Genomic DNA, 21,199 nt, shown 5'->3' with positions numbered 1-21,199 from the left:
TACCACAAGTAAAACACTATGCGTACGCATAGTGTTTTACTTACTCTTTTTTCTCATCTCTCTCTTGTAATTTCGTTATTGTTGTAGCGTCCCCTAAATTACTTATTAATCTTCTTAAAAAAATTAATACAAAAGATAATGGCAATACTACCGCTAATATTAATAAAATAGCTTCCATTAAGTAACCCAAACGCTCACCCCCCTCTTTAACCTCCTTTTCAATATATGAAAACAGCGTTGTCACATATGCATGCATTTGCAAAAATAATACCCTTATATTTGACAACTTTATAACAAAAACAAATCGGAATGATTATTATTTATTGCAACTTTATTAAAGATGTATTATACTAAGTTCGCAAACTAAAACGTAATTATTCCGTTTTGTATTAAAATGATATTTTTCTTCTATAATTGGGGAAAATATATCCGTAAAAAAGAAAAGAGGAGAACTTCATGCCTAAAAGATTGACTATATTTTCATTCTTACTTATTTTTACCTTAATTTTCGCTGGCTGCTCAAATAAAAAAGAAAGTAATGCCAAGAAAGATGGAAAGCTAACAGTTTATACAACGATTTTCCCACTTGCTGATTTCGCAAAGAAAATCGGTGGCGACTATGTAAATGTTGAAGCAATTTACCCACCTGGTGCAGATTCACATACATTTGAACCAAGTCAAAAACAAACAGTACAAGTTGCAAAAGCTAATTTATTCGTTTATAACGGCGCTGAATTAGAACCATTTGCTGAAAAAATGGAAAAAACATTACAAAAAGAAAATGTTAAAATTGTAAATGCATCTAAAGGTATTGAGCTTCGTGCTTCTACTGAAGAAGAGCATCATGATCATGGAGATGGCCATAAAGAAGATGAACATCATCACGATAAAGACCCGCATGTTTGGTTAGATCCTACTCTAGCAATGAAACAGGCGGAAAAAATTAAAAATGCACTTGTAGAATTACAACCTGAACATAAACAAGAATTCGAAAAAAACTTCGCCGCACTTCAAACTAAATTTACTGATTTAGACGATCAATTTAAGGCAGCTGTAGCGAACGCAAAAACGAAAGAAATTTTAGTTTCTCATGCTGCCTATGGTTACTGGGAACAACGATACGGCCTAAAACAAATTCCTATCGCTGGAATTTCAGCTTCTGATGAACCATCTCAAAAGCAGCTTGCTGACATTACAAAAACAGTAAAAGAACATAGTCTAAAATATATTTTATTCGAAACGTTCTCTACTCCAAAAGTAGCATCCGTAATTCAAAAAGAAACTGGTACAAAAGTTTTACGCTTAAATCACTTAGCTACTATTTCTGAAGATGATGCGAAAAATAATAAAGATTACTTCACTTTAATGGAAGAAAACGTAAACACATTGAAAGAAGCAACAAACTAATCCATTATATTTTCTAGGCAGCTGAATCTGGTATTCAGCTGCCTTTTTATGTATTTATCCTTGACTTGACCAAAATAACAAGTAAAATTATCCATATTAGCTTTAAAGCTATATTAATTTAGAAGGTGAGTTGGAATTATGAATCTTCACATTTGTGAAGTAACAGCAAAAAATTGGCGTTCAGTAGTTGCTTTAAACGTCACAAAAGATCAGCAACAATTTATTGAAAGTAACGCGTTTTCTTTAGCAGAATCATTATATGAAGGAAACGGAACGTCAGTAGGTTTATATGATGGAGAAACACTTGTAGGTTATGCAATGTATGGATGGTATTCAGTAAAACATAAAAGTGTATGGCTCGATCGCTTTATGATTGACCAACAATATCAAGGAAAAGGATACGCAAAACGTTTCCTTCGCTTACTCATTCAATTCTTACAAGAAAAATTTGAATGCAAAATAATTTACTTAAGTTTACATCCAGACAACAAACTTGCAATGGGACTGTATGAATCATTTGGTTTCCGCTTAAATGGTGATATTGATGATGAAGGTCCAGTTGTAGGTGTTGTAATGGAGTTACTAATAGACGAAAATACAAGCCTGTGAAAACAGGCTTTTTATTATACATTTATCAATTTTTAATTTCTTTCCCTTATTTAATTCTGTTTTGCAATCTAATAGAATGTTCATAAAAAATAAGCCTGCAATTTACGCAGACTTATTTCACACACTCCTGAAAATGTTCTTGGAACCACTCTTTATTAATATCTCTTCCGATGAAAACTACTTCACTTACTCGCTCTTCACCCTCTTGCCACTCTCTATCGTACGAAGCGGCAAATAAAGTATGTACACCTTGGAAAACGATACGTTTATCTACTCCATCTATCGATAAAATTCCTTTGTAACGATATAAATATTCCCCTAGCTCTTGAACGACAGCTGACATCCACTCATTAAGCTTTTGTAAATCCAGCGGACGTTCTTCACGTAATACAAATGATTTCACACCTTCTAAGTGATTATGTTCTTTATGAGGGTAAATTTGCAACGTATCTTTCGTTTTAAACGTTTGGATTTGTAATAAAGATGGTATATCTACCTCACAGTTAGTCGCCTCAATTAACTTTGCAGTCGGGTTAATTCCTTGAATTTCATGCAAGAGATTTTCTTTCTCACTCTCTTCAATTAAATCTAATTTATTTACTAAAACGACATCCGCAAACGCAATTTGCTCTTTTGCCTCTAATCCTTTTTCAAAATGTTTATGTATATGATAACTATCTACCACCGTTACAACACCGTTAATTTGGTATGCAGATTGAATGACTGGATCTAAAAAGAATGTTTGAATAATCGGCCCTGGATTTGCAAGTCCAGTCGTTTCAATTACTAAACCATCAAAATCCATTTTCCCTTCTGCTTTTACGTCCAGTAACTGTTTTAAAGCAACAAGTAAATCTTCACGTACAGTACAGCATAAACAGCCATTTGTCATTTCCATAATTTCTTCTTCTACATTCATAATCAACTGATTATCAATGCCAATTTGCCCTATTTCATTTACAATCACCGCTAATTTCTTACCGTGATTTTCTGATAAAATACGATTTAATAAAGTCGTTTTCCCTGATCCAAGAAAACCAGTTAATATTGTTACTGGAATCATTCCTTACATCTCCTTATAGCTATATGTTTCTACATTATAGCATATAGAGAAAATCATTTTTTTAGCAAAACATATTTATTGTATGTACGCCCCCCAAACTATATAATAATACGTAGTAAGAAAGCCTTTTCAAAATAATAATCATTCATCAAGGGGGTACTTATAATGGAACGAATTCAAATGAATGAAACGCTAGAATTCTCTCGTATTATTCAAGGATTTTGGCGTTTAGCAGAATGGAATATGACGAAACAAGAATTACTTTCTTTCATTGAAGATTGTATGGATATGGGAATTACTACTTTTGATCACGCTGACATTTACGGCGGATATACGTGTGAAGGGTTATTTGGCGAAGCTTTACAATTAAAGCCTTCCTTACGAGAAAACATGCAAATTATTACAAAGTGTGGAATCGCTCCCCCATCACCGAAATTTCCAGAGCGATATGTTGCTCACTACAATACTAGTGCAGAGCATATTATGCAAAGTGTAGAAGCATCACTTAAAAATTTACATACAAATTATATTGACGTATTACTTATTCATCGTCCCGATCCTTTTATGGATCCAAATGAAGTGGCAAAGGCATTTTCACAATTAAAACAAGAAGGAAAAGTTCGTCACTTCGGTGTATCTAACTTCTTACCTTCACAATTTAATATGTTAAGTTCTTACTTAGATTTCCCGCTTATTACGAACCAAATTGAAGTTTCTGCATTGCAGCTTGAGCACTTTGAAAAAGGGACAATTGATTTATGCCAAGAAAAACGAATCAATCCAATGATTTGGTCACCTCTTGCTGGTGGGGAAATCTTTACTGGTCAATCAGAACGCGCCGTACGTGTACGTGAAACTGTGCAAAAAGTTGCTACTGAGCTAGGTGTTACTAGTATCGATACGGTTATGTATGCTTGGTTACTTGCGCATCCAGCTAACATGATGCCAATCGTTGGATCTGGTAAATTAGATCGTGTAAAAACGGCCGCTCTTGCTACAAACGTTAAATTAGATCGTCAACAATGGTTTACAATTTTCGAAAGCTCTAATGGACATCCTGTACCATAATACACAAAAAGAAGAGCTGTTTCTTTACAGCTCTTCTTTTTTATATGTATTTCTCGTCATTGCAAATACACACATATCCCTTAATCCATTTCCATCTACTGCAATACTCGCACTTTCTAAAATCCCCTCTAATTTAAAGCCCAATTTCTCAGGTATCGCTCTACTCTTTTTATTTAGAGAATCACAACGAATTTCTACACGGTTTGCTTTCAATTCAGAAAAAGCATAATCCGTTATACCTTTCGCAGCCTCTACCATATAGCCTTTTCCGCTAAACCTTGTATCAATCCAATATCCGATTTCAAATTGAGGTATATCCCAATTAATACGATGTAATCCGGCAGAAGCAATAAATTCACCTGTTTCTTTCGAAAATACTAGTAATCTTAAATCCTCACGTTGCAAAAATTGAATATGCGATTTTCTAATACTCTCTTCTATTTCTTCCTCTGTTTGCTCTTTTTGTGCAAAAGCCATCCAAGGTTTTAGTTCTTGTATTGAAGCTTGAATTGCATCATATACAACTTTACCATCTCCTGGTTTCGGCATTCGAATAAAAAGCCTGTCAGTATAAAATTCAGAAGGAAAATCGAATAATAACGGATTCACTGTAAACACTCCCTATAATTCTTTTATATATAATAATATCCATCTCAATTTATATAGTAAAGAATTTTCTGAATTAAAAACATTTTACTCATTCACTTCCATCGCTACAAAAATTCCAGATTCAATCGCACCTTGAATCCATCCGTGATATAGCGTTGTATGATCTCCAGCGAAGAATATTCTCCCCTCTGGTTTGACAATCGCTGGTTGTAGCTCAGATTCTTGACCTGCTTGAAAAAGCGCAAATCCTCCAAGCGCATACGGATCCAATGTCCAGCTTTTTGATATTCCAGATATGAACTCATCATACACTTGACCACCTAATATTGTTGCTAAGTTGTGTAAGGCGTAATAAATACGATCGCCTTTTGATAAACCATCCCATAACAATGCATCGTAAGACCATGTATAGCTACCTAACATCATAGCAGGTCCTTTTTCTCCAATTCCATGACTTGGATAATAGGCATAACGAATTGGCAAATCTGTTATAATTCTGCCACCTAATTGCCCTTGTTCTTCCCAAAATCTGCTTTTAAATTGAATTCCTATTTTCGTCGCAGGCATGTAATGCAATTCACGAATTGCTTTCCATTTTTCATGAGATATAGAATCAAACGGATCTACTTCTACAAAACGCATTGTCGAAAACGGGATAGTAACAATAACTAAATCTCCTGTAATACTACTATATTCAAAAGTTTCCTCGTTCCGATAGAAAGCTGTCACACCATTATCGTGTTGATGTAACTTCATTAATTTTTGATTATATATAATATTTTCTTCTAATTGCGGTAAAAATGACTTTGGTAATCTATCATTCCCGCCCATAATTTCACAAAATCCGCTCTCCTCTTGCATAATGTATAGAAATCGTAAAGTCTCTACAAACGACCGCTCTAAAAAACCTTCTAAATCTAATAGAACACCGATCATCTCAATTGTTACTGGCGAAAAGTAAGTATTATACTGATAAGGATGATACTTTAAAAATTGTCCTGTGGAATATCTCCCAAAATCCTTCACTACAACATCCCAATTTTTCTCTGGATTTCTTTTAATAAAATTTATTATCGGCTGTACTGCTAATAACAATAGTTCTTCAGACGTTTTTCCCACTTCGTTCATTTCCACAGGATACCTTAAAATACTCGGATCCTTTTCATATTGTTTCAACGTCGTTTTCCGTCCATTTACATAAATAATATCCGTCTCATTCCTATTAATAAAAGGACTCACCTGTAGCCCAAATTTTCTTATATATGCCATCGTTAACCTATGTGTATACGGAATTCTCATTGCTCCCACATCTAAATATAATCCGGTATCTTCCATTCTAACTGTCTCTATACGGCCACCTACCCGGTTGTTTGCTTCAAAAATTTTCACATCATGTCCTGCAGCCTTTAATAAAGATGCTGAAACTAATCCAGCCATACCAGCTCCCACTACAATAATTTGTTTTGGACTTATCGTCTTCTTCAATCCTTTATCTATAACTTTTAACGCTTCATCCATTTCAGTGTTATACATTATATCTTTCTGCACAATTCCACCCCTTATTTCATCAAATGGACGTTAGTGGTTTAGTGCATTTTATTCATAGATCTCCATAAACATAACACCATTGCAATTTGAATATTCACTAAAAATACATAAGAGACAGATTTCATATTTCTTTATGCTTCGTATAATATAGCAACTGCAAAGAAGGAGTGGTTAAAAATGAAACATACTTATGACTACCATGCTACAAAAAAACATTTAGAATTAAAGAAACAAAACTTATGTAAAAAACTTAGCAATATGACACTATCTGCAAAAGAACGTGAACAGCTAAAACGTGAAATTGACAACTATGAATATATTTTAAATCTAGTCGAAATGAATCATTATGAACGCGGATTTTCTCATTAAAAGCGGAAATAAGATTATCCGCTTTTCATTTTGAGCATTTCACTACGCATTTTTCATAAGTAAATATATAATAGGATGTACATTAAGATTGAGAGGTATATTCTATGATCAAGTTAAGTGTATTAGACCAATCACCTATTTCAGATGGTAGCACAGCAGCCCAAGCTTTTTCACATACAGTTACGCTTGCACAAGAAGTTGAAAAACTCGGATTCACACGTTTTTGGGTATCCGAACATCATAATTCCGTAGGCTTAGCTGGTTCAAGTCCAGAAATACTTATTTCTCATATTGCCGCAAAAACGGACCATATTAGAGTCGGTTCAGGTGGTGTTATGTTACCGCATTATAGCCCATATAAAGTCGCTGAGAATTTCCGTGTTTTAGAAGCACTGTATCCAAATCGTATCGATCTCGGTGTTGGTAGAGCCCCTGGTGGTATGCCAATAGCAACTCGCGCACTTCAAGAAGGGAAAATGGTCTCACTTGATCAATATCCAGAACAAATTGCAGACGTTGCAATGTACATACATGATCAAGTACCAGAAAACCATCACTATGCAAACTTAAAAGCCACTCCAGTTATCCCAACATCTCCTGAAATGTGGATGCTCGGTTCTAGTGGAGAGAGCGCTAAAATTGCTGCAAACAACGGAGCTTCTTTCGCATTTGCACAATTTATTAATGGCTTTGGAGGCCCTGAAGTTATGAGGGCTTACCAAGAACAATATCAGCCCTCATTTTTAGGAGATAAACCAAAGTCAATCGTTGCTATTTTTGTTATTTGCGGAGAAACAAATGAAGAAGCAGAAAAAATTGCTTCTAGTTTAGATTTATCAATCTTATTATTAGAGCAAGGAAAACGAACTACTGGTACACCTTCTATTGAAACTGCTCAAAATTATTCATACAGCGCTTATGATTTATTCCGTATAAAAGAAAATCGTCAACGTATGATTGTTGGTGATCCGTCTTCTGTAAAAGAAAAAATAATAAACTTAAGCAAAGCATACAATACTGACGAATTTATGATTGTCACGATTACTCATCAATTCGAACATAAATTAAAGTCTTATCGCTTACTAGCAAATGCTTTTAATTTATAATTCTAAAAAGAGATGCATCACATATGATGCATCTCTTTTTCTTACTACTTATTGTTTTCATTTCCTATATATTCAATAGCTTCTTTTAATAGCTCATCAAAGTTAATAGGATAATTATGATCTAAGTCAGGCACAACTTTATACTTATGTTCTATATTCTTATCTCTTAATAGTTGCACAAATTGCTGCACGGATTCGAAACAATCTTCATCTTGATCCCCGCATACTATATATCCTTTTATATGTTTATCCTGCAGCACACTCAACAACTCATCCCATTCTTCAATCTTGGGAAGCCAGGGTGCCATAAAAACAAAACCATCTACATCTATATCTTTTTGTAAAATCGTATATAAAGCTACTCTTGCCCCTGCAGAAAAACCACCAATTATTACATTTTCTACTGTATGATTTTCTATAAACTTATTGTAATGCTCTTTTAATTCCCCTTTCCCTCTCTCTAGATCATCCCAAACAAATCCATCTGAAAACTGAATTTGTGAAGACTGTGGTAAAGCTAACGTGTAATCTTGTGTCAAAACTGATTTCCAATATGGCTCTACTATTTGAATATTTTCTTGGTCACCATGTAATGTAAGTAGTAGATTTCCCTCTTTCTTGCTGTATATATATTTCACGTCTGGTCTTTCCGTTTTATGTGCTAATCCTTCTCTTTCTTTACATAATTGAACCATTGTATGAAATTCTTCAAATTTATGTAGTGATTTTAAATCATCGTCCAAAATTAAATACTCATTTCCATACCAGAATCCCTTTTCTATAATGGCCTCTCTCATTAAATGTAATGCTTCTTTTTCAAGTCCCGATGCACTTGCGAGCGCATACTTAAAATTATATATTTGCGCCTCATTCCCTATTACACCTGTAGCATTTTCCATTATATAATTGTACGCTTCAAAACTTCCTTTATTTGCATAACAACGTAACGTTTCATTTAATAATTGAATGTAAGTCATACTATTTTTCATGTACCAATTCCCCCGAAACCTTTTATAATATTTTTTTGCGAATCTTTATACCACTTTGTATAACCTACGCTAACAATATCTTATTCTCAGAATGATGCTTAATAGTTACTCTTCCCTGTCCAATACATTTAGTATAAATGAAAATAGACTGAAAAATCAATATTTTAACAAACAAAAAAAGACAACAATATATGTATTGTTGTTTTCATTACATCTACCCGCTCTTTTGTTTTTTTCTATCTGGTTTACTTGAAACTAAATAATGTTTTTCTGAAATATATAAGTCTCTTTTTAAGCTACGATTTAAGTAAGGTCCTAGTTTCATTCCGCATATGAGGCGATCTTCGCTACCTTCAACAATTGGGAACATTTCTTTTTCTGTTACGTATTGATCTACTGCTTTTTGTACGACATCAATTTCTTTCACTAGGTTTAAATTTTCTGCTGTATGTTCAAATACCTCAAGCGTTTCCTTCGTTATGAGAAAATCATTTGTTGGAAATGCAGGTAAATACGGTTTTAACAAATCATAATTCACTGTATAATCGTCATTTACTAATACTGTATAAACAATATTAGCATTCGTTTCTAAAAACTGAGCCATCGCTTGTTCTAATTCATCTTTCGTAATTTCCCGCTCTTCTTTTCCAGTTCTGAAAAAGCGAAACATCGCATCGCCTCCTTTTTACTATATTATAGCATAAAAGAAAACTGAAAAATCATAAAAAAACCCATTGAAATAATTTTTCAATGGGTTTCTATATATTTATCGTTATTTTAAGAATGCACTTAGCATCCATACATGTTGTTCTAATGTTGTATGAATTGCTAACAACATGTCAGCTGATGTTTCATCGCCAGCTTCGCCCGCAACTTCCATACCTTCTTTTAATTCTTGAATAAGTGCAGAATAATCATTCACTAATGTTTGCACCATTTCTTCTGCAGATTCTTTGCTTGTCCCTTCGCTGACACTAGATGTTGCGAGATATTCTTTCATTGTCGCTAATGGTTTACCTTCTAAAGCTAAAATACGTTCTGCTAACTCATCAATATACGTTCCAGCTTCATTATAAAACTCTTCAAATTTCTCATGTAATGTAAAGAAGTGTGGCCCTGTCACATACCAGTGATAATTATGTAGTTTCACATATAACACATTCCAGTTTGCTACCTGCTTGTTTAATACTTCAACAACATTTGTTTTCGTACTCATACAACCCACTCCTCTTATCATTTTGTAATGTTTATCTTTTAATAACCTAATTACATTTTACCATACATTCCCTTTCCTTTCGAACAATCGGCTTATATGTAACAAAGTTTTAACACCTTTAATACTTCCCTAATATCATTTAATTCATGTATTTTTTCAAACACTTCATACGTCTAATTGTCCAAGCTCATACATATGCATAATAGTACATCAAGCTCATCATAGTAGAAAGAGGGATAACATGGACAATCAACAATGGCAAGTAGCAAAGAAAGTAGCTGCTACTTATATCGGAACTGTCGTTGGAGCTGGATTTGCTACTGGACGAGAAATTGTTGAATTTTTCACAGTGAATGGATTATATGGGACAATTGGCATATGTGTAAGTGGATTTTTTTTTATTTGGCTCGGCACAAAGATGATGTTACTTTCATCGCAAATTGGGGCATTTTCAGCGCAAGAATTTAACAAATATTTATTTGGGGATGTATTTGGGAATGTTGTAAACACATTATTATTACTCGTTTTATTCGGCGTAACGAGCGTTATGTTATCAGGGGCTGGTGCAGTATTTGAAGAGCAACTTCGCTTACCAAGACAACTCGGTATTCTCATTACAGTTATCGCTTGTCTCATTATAAGTAGCCGCGGATTACAAGGTGTTTTTGAAGTAAATACACTTGTCGTACCTATTATGATGATTTTTATTATCGGACTTGCTATTACAACCTTTTTTCACGGTACACCTTCCATTAATAACACTATTCCTGCAGAGAGTTGGAATATGAAATGGATTACTAGCCCTATTACATATGTCGCCTTAAATCTTTCTCTCGCCCAAAGTGTTCTCGTCCCATTAGCCAGTGAAGTTAAGGATCGAAAAGCCATTTTTTGGGGTGGGATTTTAGGGGGTGCTGGACTTTCTTTAATTTTATTATGCAGCCATTTAGCAATCTTATCAGTCGATCAATTTTATCAATATAACATCCCAATGGCTGAAGTCATAAGAAGATTTAATGCAACTTTTCACTTCTTCTTCGTTCTCATTATTTTCGGTGAAGTTTTCACAACTTTAGTTGGTAATGTGTTCGGAATGACAAAACAGATGCAATCTATTACTGGGTGGAAAAATAACAATATTATTTTCTTTATTTTACTAATTAGTTATTGCTTTAGTTACATCGGTTACAGTGACTTACTTCACATTCTATATCCTATCATCGGATGGGTAAGTATTGTTATACTTCCAATCATTGCATTTAAACAACTTCAAAAAACATAAAAAAGCATCCATGTTATTGGATGCTTTTTTATGTTCATTCACAATCATCACATACTTCCCAGTACGGCCCCATTTCTAATGCTAAATATGGCTTTAATTGCAACCGAATCATTCGACTAGGCATGCGCTCTAAAACAAATTGAATACCCTCTTCATCTTCGTCTAATTCAACTTTTGAAATCGCAATTCTTTGCATAGTCGTAATGGGAATTCCATCTTTATATAAAGTGATTTTCACCTCATCGTATTCATTAAAATACAATTCGACACTCATTTGATTTTTCAGAATTTCATCAACAATTTTATATGTATCATTTTGTTCTTGGATTATATATTTCCATCCGCCTCTATCTTCTTTCGGAGCTGTTTGAAATAATGTCTCCAAATCCTCGTATAGCATAAGATAACCCCTCTCTTACTAAAAACGATGAGTATTTTATATACCCTTTATCTCTATCACTATCCATAGCTATTGTACCATATATCACCGTTCTTACCGTATTCATTTGTTTCATACATACTTATAAAACAACTAATTCTATCTCCATTATTATGTATATTACCTCATTACTCCATACTCTCTTACAAGTTCAAATAACATCAGACTTTAATCAATGCAAATATTCTCTACTGTCCGCTTTTATTAGCTTACAGCATTCACACTTTTACATATAGTAAGACTAACACAAATAAAAAAGGAGAGTGACTTATACCACTCCCCTTAAAAGAACTTCCCTATAGCTGCTAAAACTAATACGATTATTAAAATTGCGAATAATAATGAGACAATGAAACTAAAAATAGGTAACGCTTTCTTTTCATTCTTCTTAAATAGTAACTTTAAACTAAGAAAAATATTTACTGGCACAAGTATAAAATAAAAATATTTAACAATTTGCACCGAGCTATTCGAAAGTGTTTTTAATATAAACACTTCAATTAGAAAAACAATAAAAAATGAAATACTTAGCCAAAATGAAACGTAACTAAGCCAAGAATGTCTTTTTGTCCCCCAGTACACTCCCATAATACTCTCCTTTTATTTGTATTCTATAGGTTAACAATTATACACAAAGCTAACAAATACCTCTATTTTTCGACAAATATTATGCAAAATACCATTTTAAACGTCATAAGAGGACTCTACATCCCACATTTAAATTTACATAATAAAACAGACTCTCCCAATACATACTTCTATTTTAGGGACAGCCTGTTCTCTGTTAAACTTTAAATCTGTCAATTAGTCCTTGTAACTCTTCAGCCATTTGAGATAACGTGCCCGCTGCGGATCCAATTTCCTCCATCGAAGCTAGCTGTTCTTCAGCTGAAGCCGCAACATTTTGTGTGCTTGTTGCATTATTTTGTGCTGTCATTGCAATTTGTCCTACCGAAATAGATACTTCATTTGCCCCTTTTGACATTCCATTAGCCGTTTCAACCATCGTCTTAATTTGATTAGCTATTTCATTTGTAGATTGTAAAATTTCAGCAAAGTTTTGCTTCGTTTCATTTGCGATAACAAGTCCAGATTGAACTTCCTCATTTACATGATTCATAGATTTGACTGTCTTACCCATATCATCTTGTATTTCACATATTAATTTACTAATTTCACTAGAAGATACGCTAGACTGCTCTGCCAATTTACGTACTTCATCTGCAACAATCGCAAAACCTCTTCCATGCTCACCGGCTCTTGCAGCTTCAATCGCCGCATTTAGAGCTAGAAGGTTTGTTTGATCTGCAATATTTTGAATTACTTCTAAAATATCACCAATTTGTTTTGATTTATTATTTAGTAATTGTATAACTGCATCTGATTGTGACACAGATTCTGCAATAGACTGCATCTGGTTTACTGTTCTTCCTACTAGTTTCCCACCATCTTCTGCTTTTTCACGAGTATGTGCGGAAGCCGTATTAATAGATGATGAACTATTTGCTACATGCTGAATTCCTTCCGTTACATCAAATAGCAACATAGCACCATTTTCTACGCTTGTTGTTTGCGTCGTTGCCCCACTTGATATTTCATCCATTGCGATTGTAATTTGCTCAGTCGCTTCACTTGCTTGCCTTACACTTGCAGTTAGCTCTTCTGATGCCGCTGCAACATGCCCAGCTGAATCGTTAATTCTTCCGATTAACGTCCGTAACGAATTCGTCATCTCATTAAAGCCTTTAGCAAGTTGGCCGATTTCATCATTAGAATGAATTTCAATTGTTTGCGTTAAATCCCCTTCACTTATTTCTTTAGAGGTAACAACTAATCTCTTTAAAGGCTTCGTAATTGAAAGTGTTACAAAATAAATAAGTGCTCCACCTATTACTAATGAGATAAGCATAACAATTAACATATTATAAAATACAGGTTGAGCAGCTTCAATTACTTCACTTGAGTACATAGTCCCACCAATTTTCCAACCTGTTTTTACATTTGTAGCAAATACCATATTCTTTTCACTACCACCATAAGAATATGAAAAAGCACCGTGATTATCTTCATAAATTTTCTTTGCCCAAGAATCAGCCGCTTTTTCTCCTGATTTTTCTTGTGGATGAGCAATTATTTTTTGCTTTCCATCTAAAATGAAGGCATATCCTTTTTTACCAATATTAATTAACTTTGATGTTTTTAATAAATTATCTAAACTTAAATCTAGCGCAACAACCCCATTTTTATCTTCTGTTTGTTTTGCGATTGTTACGACAATATGTCCATTTCCTTTTGCCTTATACGGCTCAGTAACAACAATACCACCTTGTTTTGCCACTGCATCTTTATACCAAGGTCGTGCTGTTGGATCATAATCTGCTGCCATTTGTATATTTGGTTCTTGCACAAATTTTTTATCATTTCCGGCAACATATACTTGTTCAACATCTTTATTTAAATTTATATATTGAGATAATATTTTTCTTAATTCATCCTGATTATCTCCTTGATACATATTCCCCTGAATCACCCGTGCAAAATTATTCACATCATTAAATTTTGCATCAATCATTTGATTGATTAAATTATCCAGTATTTTTATATTGTCGTTGGCACTACTCTTAATTTGTGATTCAAAATTCTTTTTGGCTGTTTGATAAGACATGCCTCCGATAATAGACACAGCCGCAATTAAAATTACAAAGAATGAAATTAATAGCTTTTTTGCTACTTTCATATCACGAAACAAATTTAATAGTTTACCCATTATGAACCTCCTAATTTTCAAATTTAAAAGTTAAATTGAGTTAATTATTAATATTTCCCAATCCCTAATTATTATTTTCATAACCTATTATGATGAATACTTTGTAAAGTTTAAACAATTAATTTCTCTTTGTCTATATATATAAATAATATTATTATAAAATTTACAAATAGAAAAAACCAAAGGGCACCCTTTGGTTTTTACATTTTTTTATGTTGTTTAGAAAGCTTTTTCCACTTATCACGCTCTGCTCTGGCAAGGATTGCATCTTGTCTTCTCATAAAATACGCCAGTTCTCTTTGTAATTTTTTATAGCTTTTCAAACGATCTATCGTAATAAGTCCGTTATCAATTGCACTATGCACCGCGCATCCTGGTTCATTCTCATGCTTACAATCACGAAAACGGCATGTTGTCGCGAGTTTTTCAATATCAGAGAATGTTGTTTGAATCGCTTCGCTTCCTTCCCAAAGTTGCAATTCCCTCATGCCGGGAGTATCAATAACTAAACTACCACTCCGTAATCGGAACAATTCACGATGAGTTGTCGTATGTCTTCCTTTACTATCTTCCTCACGAATATCTCCCGTTTTTGCTACTTCAATTCCTATAAGTGCATTTAACAAAGTGGATTTCCCAACACCGGATGATCCGACTAAAGCAATTGTTTTCCCTGAAGAAACAAATTGCTGCAACGATTCAATACCAGTATGCTCTAAACTATCAACGACGAAGATTGGGACACCAATTGCCACAGCTTCCGTTTCAACAATTTTCTGTTCCATGTCCTCACATAAACTACTCTTTGTTAAAACAATTACAGGCATTGCACCGCTTTCATACGCTAAAAGTAAATAACGTTCCATTCTTCTTACATTAAAATCATGGTTAAGTGCATTCACTAAAAATAGATAATCTACATTCGCTGCTATTACTTGTTCTTCCGTTCGAGTACCAGCCTCTTGTCTAGAAAAAGAGCTTCTTCTCGGAAAAATACTATGAATGATAGCTTTCTTTTCATTCTCTATTTTCTTTATATACACCCAATCACCAACAGCTGGATAATCTCCCTTCGTTACTGCTTCATGCCGAAACTTCCCAGACAGTTCTGCCATATATTCACCATCGTTACAAATAATGCGATATATATGCTTATGCTCAAGTAAAATACGACCTACTTCAAATTTCTCTACAGCTTGTTCCTCAAAAAAAGAATCCCAGCCATACGATTCTAAAATATTTTGATTCAAATTGATATCCTCCCTAGTTTTAGCTAAGTGGAAGGATAGTGCGCTCACTTATATCGTTTCGCCCTTTCCATCCACCTTTGTATTTGGTTTATTATTCATATAAGTTATTTTCGCCATAACACATCACCCCGTTCTTATTTTAATTACTCTCATTATATGGAATTCTCCTATAAAAAGCTACATCATTTAACGTAATTTTCAAATAACTTGCTTTTGAGCATTCTAATTTGTCCTCGGTGACTAATTTCATCTTCTAGCACATGAAACCAAAGATAGTGCTGGTTATATACTACACCGTTAGGCCACTTTCTTTCTGACATGAGCCACTCATCACCTTGTTCACTTAAATACTTCAGAGATTCTTCTCGAACACTTTGTAGAAGTTGTACATAATACTGTATTTCATGACCACGGATTGCTCTACCCGCTTCCCCTAAATACAGTGCATCTTCCCATATTTCTAATTCTTCTTTTGTAAAGTCACGATCTTGAAATGAAATAAGCTGATGAACTTTTTCAATAGCTGCTATATGTTTTAATAAGGCACCAATTGAATTCCCGCTACTCTGCATAATTAAATCTAATTGCTCAACTGATAAATTTCTTACTTCGCCTAATGTTACAGCTCTCGTATGCTCAAGCATGCTTACTAATTCCCCTATTTTTTTTGTATAACCATCTACACTTCTTATTCGATAATCTATATTCATATCACGCACCCCTTTCTGCATTCATATTATTGTAAAAATGATTCATATAATAGACTGAAATCTATCGGAATTTTCTGTTATAATTAAATTGAATACAAAATATACCCAAACAAACTTTCTCAATATGCTTATATGAAATATTAAAAGGAATCAATATAAAATAATCGAATCTTATTCACTAAAAGGAGTGGATTCGATGGAAATGTATCAATGGCTAACCGCTGTTCTCGTTGGTGGCATTACTGGCTTCGTTTCCCATCTAATCAATAACCAAGGTAAGTTATTGCTTCCACGCCGTTTGAAAACATTTTTTCATTTTGGATTTTTAACTGATATTTTTACCGGTAGCCTAGCCGCACTTCTCGGACTCGTTTTATTCGATGTCACCGCAATAAAAGAAATTATAAAAGTATCCATTGTAACTGCTATTTCCGGTCAAACTTTCTTACTACATCAAGCTCTTGGTGGCGAACAGGCTAAAAATACGCAAATTGGGAAAGCTGATGAGAAGATTCAAGAAATTGACAAATTATTGCGACGTTAGTGTATACTTTCTTTTAAAATTATTGTTATAATGAGAAATAAATATTTTCTATTGCGTCGTTTGTCAGGAGAAAGGGTGTTTCGTATGACAAAAAAGAAAATAGAAGATTTCTTAACAAACTCCGAAAAAGAGGAACTGCTAGAAAACTATAAATGTTTACGAGAAGCCCGCACAAAAAGCGAAGCTAACTATTTTGGTGAAGCAGTGAACCATCTATTAAATAAAGCAAAACAACGAATTATTAAAGATGCAGGTATACATGATGAAAATGCAGCAACTGTTCAATCAAAAAGAAAAGCACTGTTTTAGTTACATTAGCTAAAACAGTGCTTTTTGTTACAATATTTTTCACATTACTTTCACATCTATTTCACAAATATAAGTACTTCTATATGTTAAACTAGGTATATCCTTTTCCGAGGAGCTATATGCCGATATATAAATCCCTATCACCATAGGGATTTTTTATTTTCCCATAATTTTATTACAATTCTTTTTCAATAATATAGCTGAACAACGAATTATTAAAGATGCAGGTATACATAATGAAAATGCAGCAACTATGCAATCAAAAAGAAAAGTACCTTTTAGACTTAACCCAAAAAGTGCTTTTTGATTTACTAAAACTTTATGATGCAATTCCTTTTTCATTATCTTTATTAATGTTTTCACTTTTTCTAAACAGAAATAAAGCTAAAACATATAATAACGCAGTAAAGCTACCTACTAATATAAAATTATGAGATGTTGCAAATAACATTCCTGCTATTGCCGCACCAATCATTTGGCCAATGTACATCGAGGCATTTGCAAGAGCAGCACCTGTTCCTCTTGCTATAGTAGACATGTTTTGTAAGTGTCCCATCATTAATACAAACAAAATTCCTGTCACAAAAAATAAAACAAAGAAAAATAATTCAACAAATATAATACTCTTTAAATAAGGGAGTATTACATATAACACTGCTGTAAATACAATTCCACCATAGAAAGAAAAATTGTAACCAATTTTATTTACGAGTCTAGGGCCCAAAATATTACCAGCTAAATTTCCTAATCCTAGTACAAGCATAGCCGTACCTACTTCATGAACCTGTAACCCAAATTGAACGAAAAGCCATACACCAAAGAATGAAAATGCAGCAAAATTTCCGGTTTGAAAAATAAAGTAGGCAAAATAGGAAAGTGAAACCTTTGAATCTGTAAGTAATTGTTTATAACGCTTTAAGATAGATTTTTTATTTCCACTTATATAAACAGAGGGTACTATCCCTCTGTTTCACTAATCTTCTAAAATAGATTGGATTTCTTTCATGACTCTTTTATTCAATGAAACGTCTACCGCTTTCACACTTTCTCTTATTTGCTCTGCCCGCTTTCCACCAGGTATAACTGTATCAATTCCTTCTTTATTTAATAACCATGCTAACGCTAAATGAGACACTTCAATATGATTTTCTTTAGCTAGCCCTTTTAACTTTTCCACTTTCTTAAAATTACTCTTATATGTATTTTCTTCAAATAGATTTACATTTTGGCGCCAATCGACTTTGTTCAATTTAAAATCTTCTGTATATTTTCCGCCTAATATTCCAAAAGCAAGAGGCCCATATGGAATAAATGAAATACCCGCTTCTATACAATACGGCAACAGTTCTTCCTCAGCCGTACGTTCTAACATATTGTACGGAGATTGTACAACATCTATATGACCATGTTGGTTCGCTTCTTTTAATTGTTCTATGTTTACGTTCGATATTCCAATTGAACGAATTTTCCCTTCTTCTTTTAAACGAGTAAGCTCTCCGATTGAATCTATGTAACTTGTTTCAGAATTTGTAAAATGCAAATAATATAAATCAATATAATCAGTCTGTAACCTTCTTAAGCTATTCTCCACAGCATTTCTTAAATAACTTGGTTCATTGTTAATATAAGTTTCTCCATTTAATAACGGTTGAATTCCACCTTTTGTAGCAAGTATAAGCTTATGGCGTTTTCCCTTTAATACTTCTCCTACCATTTCCTCAGATCTACCGACACCATATGAATCTGCTGTATCAAAAAATGTAATCCCTTGCTGAATAGCTTCTTCTACTAATTGCTTTCCTTCTTCTTCATTCACATCAGCATATAAATTATGTCCCCCTACTGCATTTGTACCTAAACCCAACTTTGAAATATTTAATCCTGCCTTTTGCAATTTTGTATACTTCATTTTTTCTCCCCCTATATTTCTATTGTTCGAATATATTCGAACAATAGAAATATACCACTTTATATGTTATAGTGCAAATATCTCAACTTATACAAGCAGGTGAAATATGCGTACACTCTATCATCCAAATCGAGAAGAAATTCAATTTTCTTCTGTCTTATATGCACTTAGCGATCAAATTCGTTTACAAATTGTAAATATGTTACTAGAGAAAAACGAACAATCTTGTGGCGCTTTAAACATTCCTATTGCGAAATCAACTTTATCTCACCATTTCAAAGTTTTACGTGAGTCAGGTGTTATGTACACGCGCCTTGAAGGAACACAACGTTTCATTTCAATTCGTGTAGAAGATTTAAATGCTAGATTCCCAGGTTTGTTACAAGTTGTATTACATGCGACAGAGCCATATTAAAAAACATCTCATATGAATATGAGATGTTTTTTAATATGGCTATTCTTTTAATAAATCTATTAATCCATTTCCTTCAGATGTACGTTCGTACCCTAAAGGTACAGTTCTTTTAATGAGTTGTGCATATATTTCCGGCTCCGATAACTTTCGACCATATTCTTTCTCACACTGTTTAATGAGCAAGGCGAGCGCTCCAGCAACATGCGGCGTCGCCATGGAAGTTCCACTTAACACAGCATATTTCCCATCTGGATACGTAGATAATATTTCATCACCTGGCGCTACTAGATCAATTTCTTGATTTGAATTACTAAAACATGTAATCTTCCGCTCTAAATTAACAGCACCAACTTCAATTACCTCAGAATAAGCACCTGGGAAATCTAATTCCTCTGTTTCATCATCGCAATCTCCATTATTTCCAGCAGCACATACAACGAGAACATCCTGATTTACCGCATTTTGAATTGCTTCATGTAATTCTGGAACATCTTGCGGACCACCAAGTGACATTGAAATAATTCTCACTTTCTCTTGATTCGGCCCTCTCCAATTTACAGCATAATGAATTGCCTCAATAATTTGCTCATAACTTCCAGAACCATCTCCCGCTAAAACTTTTAATACTAACATTTTAGCAAGTGGTGCAACTCCCAATACACCGACACCATTTTCAGTCGCGGCAATCGTGCCCGCTACATGAGTACCATGTCCGTTATTATCAAGATACACATTTGGATCAGCTTCATAATCTTTTGTGAAATTTCTTCCGCCGATAATACGATCCTTTAAATCTATATGATTGGTATCACACCCTGTATCTAATACGGCAACGACTACATCTTGCCCCTTCACACTCTTTTCCCATACTTGTGGAGCGTGAATCAGTTGTACACCTGGTGGAATTTCATTTACTTGCTCTACCACCTTATTTACGGTAAACGGAATCAATTGTATACCTTTTTGCTTATTCACTGTACTACTCATCGTAATCCCTCCTGAAAATGTATTATTTTCATTTCAGACCACTTTTGAATACTTGTAAATGTAACATTCGTTTTATTCTTTTTGTTTTCCTTCTTTTCAAATATTTCTCAACATCATTAACTAACTCTATACTACTTTTTTATTTCCCCTATGATTTGTAGGAAGTAACAGCCCGTGTCGTTCAACTAATAACCAAAATAAGAGGACCAATTAATGGTCCTCTTACAGTCTTTTAAAAAAATGATATGTAATTTGAAAAATAATATAAATTAAGACTAAACCTCACTCTTGTTTAAAAACTTTTCTATTTCTTTTACTAAATATTCCGCTCCCTCTATCCCAACAGTAATATTTCCATTTGCTAATGATATGTTCTGTTCTGAAACATCACCTGTGATTTGGCAAGCATTGTAAGGTTGATATTTTTGCAAAATGATTTTATCTGCTTCTACAAAAATTTCAAGCGGTGATTTGATTTGTATTCCCAATACATCGCGTAATTCTTTAGGGATAACAATTCGTCCTAATTCGTCTACTTTTCGAATAACTCCTGTTGCTTTCATAGTTCTCCCCCCTTACTCTCTATTAATTTTTCCACCTCGC

24 protein-coding genes and 1 pseudogene are annotated in these 21,199 nt (G+C 33.8%); 9 read left to right on the top strand and 16 right to left on the bottom strand.

The window, feature by feature from the left end; all coding sequences use genetic code 11:
- Nucleotides 1-40 precede the first annotated feature (40 nt).
- Complete coding sequence (locus NZ044_RS10065) at nucleotides 41-190, bottom strand: hypothetical protein (RefSeq protein WP_000540932.1); 150 nt, start codon at nucleotides 188-190, stop codon at nucleotides 41-43.
- Nucleotides 191-456: 266 nt separating this feature from the next.
- Here NZ044_RS10065 and NZ044_RS10060 point away from each other — a divergent pair, with 266 nt between their 5' ends.
- Nucleotides 457-1,407: a metal ABC transporter substrate-binding protein gene (locus tag NZ044_RS10060; RefSeq protein ID WP_001126157.1), complete on the top strand. Its 951-nt coding sequence runs from the start codon at nucleotides 457-459 to the stop codon at nucleotides 1,405-1,407.
- A 138-nt stretch (nucleotides 1,408-1,545) separates the two neighbouring features.
- Nucleotides 1,546-2,016: a GNAT family N-acetyltransferase gene (locus tag NZ044_RS10055; protein ID WP_001048684.1), complete on the top strand. Its 471-nt coding sequence runs from the start codon at nucleotides 1,546-1,548 to the stop codon at nucleotides 2,014-2,016.
- Between the two features lie 112 nt (nucleotides 2,017-2,128).
- On the opposite strand, the gene NZ044_RS10050 is transcribed toward NZ044_RS10055, so the two are convergent.
- A complete protein-coding gene (locus NZ044_RS10050; protein ID WP_000613427.1) occupies nucleotides 2,129-3,079 on the bottom strand; it encodes a CobW family GTP-binding protein in 951 nt (316 codons plus the stop codon).
- A gap of 165 nt (nucleotides 3,080-3,244) precedes the next feature.
- Here NZ044_RS10050 and NZ044_RS10045 point away from each other — a divergent pair, with 165 nt between their 5' ends.
- A complete protein-coding gene (locus NZ044_RS10045; RefSeq protein WP_098506282.1) occupies nucleotides 3,245-4,147 on the top strand; it encodes an aldo/keto reductase in 903 nt (300 codons plus the stop codon).
- A gap of 24 nt (nucleotides 4,148-4,171) precedes the next feature.
- Here NZ044_RS10045 and NZ044_RS10040 read toward each other — a convergent pair whose 3' ends face one another.
- On the bottom strand, nucleotides 4,172-4,756 hold the full coding sequence (locus tag NZ044_RS10040; RefSeq protein WP_001068739.1) for a GNAT family N-acetyltransferase: 585 nt from the start codon (nucleotides 4,754-4,756) through the stop codon (nucleotides 4,172-4,174).
- Nucleotides 4,757-4,840: 84 nt separating this feature from the next.
- Complete coding sequence (locus NZ044_RS10035; protein WP_001168122.1) at nucleotides 4,841-6,304, bottom strand: flavin monoamine oxidase family protein; 1,464 nt, start codon at nucleotides 6,302-6,304, stop codon at nucleotides 4,841-4,843.
- 177 nt (nucleotides 6,305-6,481) lie between these two features.
- Between NZ044_RS10035 and NZ044_RS10030 the strand changes: the two genes are divergently transcribed.
- Nucleotides 6,482-6,673, top strand: a complete 192-nt coding sequence (locus NZ044_RS10030; protein ID WP_000683363.1) for a DUF3896 domain-containing protein — start codon at nucleotides 6,482-6,484, stop codon at nucleotides 6,671-6,673.
- 104 nt (nucleotides 6,674-6,777) lie between these two features.
- Complete coding sequence (locus NZ044_RS10025) at nucleotides 6,778-7,779, top strand: LLM class flavin-dependent oxidoreductase (RefSeq protein ID WP_000594036.1); 1,002 nt, start codon at nucleotides 6,778-6,780, stop codon at nucleotides 7,777-7,779.
- A gap of 44 nt (nucleotides 7,780-7,823) precedes the next feature.
- Here the strand turns inward: NZ044_RS10025 and NZ044_RS10020 are convergent, their stop codons facing one another.
- The 3 genes from NZ044_RS10020 to NZ044_RS10010 all read right to left on the bottom strand — a co-directional run bounded on the left by NZ044_RS10020 (nucleotide 7,824) and on the right by NZ044_RS10010 (nucleotide 9,984).
- Nucleotides 7,824-8,768: an alpha/beta hydrolase gene (locus NZ044_RS10020; RefSeq protein ID WP_098506285.1), complete on the bottom strand. Its 945-nt coding sequence runs from the start codon at nucleotides 8,766-8,768 to the stop codon at nucleotides 7,824-7,826.
- A gap of 214 nt (nucleotides 8,769-8,982) precedes the next feature.
- Complete coding sequence (locus NZ044_RS10015; RefSeq protein ID WP_000488205.1) at nucleotides 8,983-9,438, bottom strand: DUF3939 domain-containing protein; 456 nt, start codon at nucleotides 9,436-9,438, stop codon at nucleotides 8,983-8,985.
- A 102-nt stretch (nucleotides 9,439-9,540) separates the two neighbouring features.
- On the bottom strand, nucleotides 9,541-9,984 hold the full coding sequence (locus NZ044_RS10010) for a Dps family protein (RefSeq protein ID WP_000105199.1): 444 nt from the start codon (nucleotides 9,982-9,984) through the stop codon (nucleotides 9,541-9,543).
- A 241-nt stretch (nucleotides 9,985-10,225) separates the two neighbouring features.
- Between NZ044_RS10010 and NZ044_RS10005 the strand changes: the two genes are divergently transcribed.
- A complete protein-coding gene (locus NZ044_RS10005; protein WP_000370209.1) occupies nucleotides 10,226-11,266 on the top strand; it encodes a YkvI family membrane protein in 1,041 nt (346 codons plus the stop codon).
- A 34-nt stretch (nucleotides 11,267-11,300) separates the two neighbouring features.
- On the opposite strand, the gene NZ044_RS10000 is transcribed toward NZ044_RS10005, so the two are convergent.
- From NZ044_RS10000 to NZ044_RS09980, 5 genes are all read right to left on the bottom strand, one after another.
- Nucleotides 11,301-11,666 carry a DUF3979 family protein gene (locus NZ044_RS10000; protein ID WP_000965064.1) on the bottom strand — a complete coding sequence of 122 codons (366 nt, stop codon included), beginning with the start codon at nucleotides 11,664-11,666 and terminating at the stop codon, nucleotides 11,301-11,303.
- A 321-nt stretch (nucleotides 11,667-11,987) separates the two neighbouring features.
- Nucleotides 11,988-12,293, bottom strand: a complete 306-nt coding sequence (locus tag NZ044_RS09995) for a hypothetical protein (protein WP_000539571.1) — start codon at nucleotides 12,291-12,293, stop codon at nucleotides 11,988-11,990.
- 196 nt (nucleotides 12,294-12,489) lie between these two features.
- A complete protein-coding gene (locus tag NZ044_RS09990; RefSeq protein ID WP_000517283.1) occupies nucleotides 12,490-14,472 on the bottom strand; it encodes a HAMP domain-containing methyl-accepting chemotaxis protein in 1,983 nt (660 codons plus the stop codon).
- Nucleotides 14,473-14,672: 200 nt separating this feature from the next.
- Nucleotides 14,673-15,722 (bottom strand): ribosome small subunit-dependent GTPase A, encoded by a 1,050-nt coding sequence (gene rsgA / locus NZ044_RS09985; RefSeq protein ID WP_118961791.1) that lies wholly within the window; start codon nucleotides 15,720-15,722, stop codon nucleotides 14,673-14,675.
- 182 nt (nucleotides 15,723-15,904) lie between these two features.
- Nucleotides 15,905-16,432 (bottom strand): DinB family protein, encoded by a 528-nt coding sequence (locus NZ044_RS09980; protein ID WP_340949706.1) that lies wholly within the window; start codon nucleotides 16,430-16,432, stop codon nucleotides 15,905-15,907.
- Between the two features lie 196 nt (nucleotides 16,433-16,628).
- Here NZ044_RS09980 and NZ044_RS09975 point away from each other — a divergent pair, with 196 nt between their 5' ends.
- Both NZ044_RS09975 and NZ044_RS09970 read left to right on the top strand, forming a co-directional pair.
- Nucleotides 16,629-16,976, top strand: a complete 348-nt coding sequence (locus NZ044_RS09975) for a DUF4257 domain-containing protein (protein WP_000426317.1) — start codon at nucleotides 16,629-16,631, stop codon at nucleotides 16,974-16,976.
- Between the two features lie 84 nt (nucleotides 16,977-17,060).
- Nucleotides 17,061-17,285 carry a hypothetical protein gene (locus NZ044_RS09970; RefSeq protein ID WP_000162602.1) on the top strand — a complete coding sequence of 75 codons (225 nt, stop codon included), beginning with the start codon at nucleotides 17,061-17,063 and terminating at the stop codon, nucleotides 17,283-17,285.
- Between the two features lie 319 nt (nucleotides 17,286-17,604).
- Here the strand turns inward: NZ044_RS09970 and NZ044_RS09965 are convergent.
- Both NZ044_RS09965 and NZ044_RS09960 read right to left on the bottom strand, forming a co-directional pair.
- Nucleotides 17,605-18,243: pseudogene (locus tag NZ044_RS09965) on the bottom strand (MFS transporter); the annotation flags it as partial.
- 15 nt (nucleotides 18,244-18,258) lie between these two features.
- A complete protein-coding gene (locus NZ044_RS09960) occupies nucleotides 18,259-19,194 on the bottom strand; it encodes an aldo/keto reductase (RefSeq protein ID WP_000877951.1) in 936 nt (311 codons plus the stop codon).
- Nucleotides 19,195-19,300: 106 nt separating this feature from the next.
- Here NZ044_RS09960 and NZ044_RS09955 point away from each other — a divergent pair, with 106 nt between their 5' ends.
- On the top strand, nucleotides 19,301-19,609 hold the full coding sequence (locus NZ044_RS09955) for an ArsR/SmtB family transcription factor (protein ID WP_001259904.1): 309 nt from the start codon (nucleotides 19,301-19,303) through the stop codon (nucleotides 19,607-19,609).
- A 39-nt stretch (nucleotides 19,610-19,648) separates the two neighbouring features.
- Here the strand turns inward: NZ044_RS09955 and NZ044_RS09950 are convergent, their stop codons facing one another.
- Both NZ044_RS09950 and NZ044_RS09945 read right to left on the bottom strand, forming a co-directional pair.
- Nucleotides 19,649-20,596, bottom strand: coding sequence for a serine protease (locus tag NZ044_RS09950; protein WP_000099758.1), 948 nt, complete (start codon nucleotides 20,594-20,596; stop codon nucleotides 19,649-19,651).
- A 275-nt stretch (nucleotides 20,597-20,871) separates the two neighbouring features.
- Nucleotides 20,872-21,159, bottom strand: coding sequence for an AbrB/MazE/SpoVT family DNA-binding domain-containing protein (locus NZ044_RS09945; protein ID WP_000648324.1), 288 nt, complete (start codon nucleotides 21,157-21,159; stop codon nucleotides 20,872-20,874).
- Nucleotides 21,160-21,199: the final 40 nt, after the last annotated feature.

Origin of the sequence: Bacillus sp. FSL K6-1338 (assembly GCF_038006965.1) — a bacterium.
In the GTDB taxonomy this organism is placed as follows: domain Bacteria; phylum Bacillota; class Bacilli; order Bacillales; family Bacillaceae_G; genus Bacillus_A; species Bacillus_A thuringiensis_S.
Note: the sequence above shows the minus strand (reverse complement) of the source record. Positions and strands in the feature narration are given on the sequence as shown.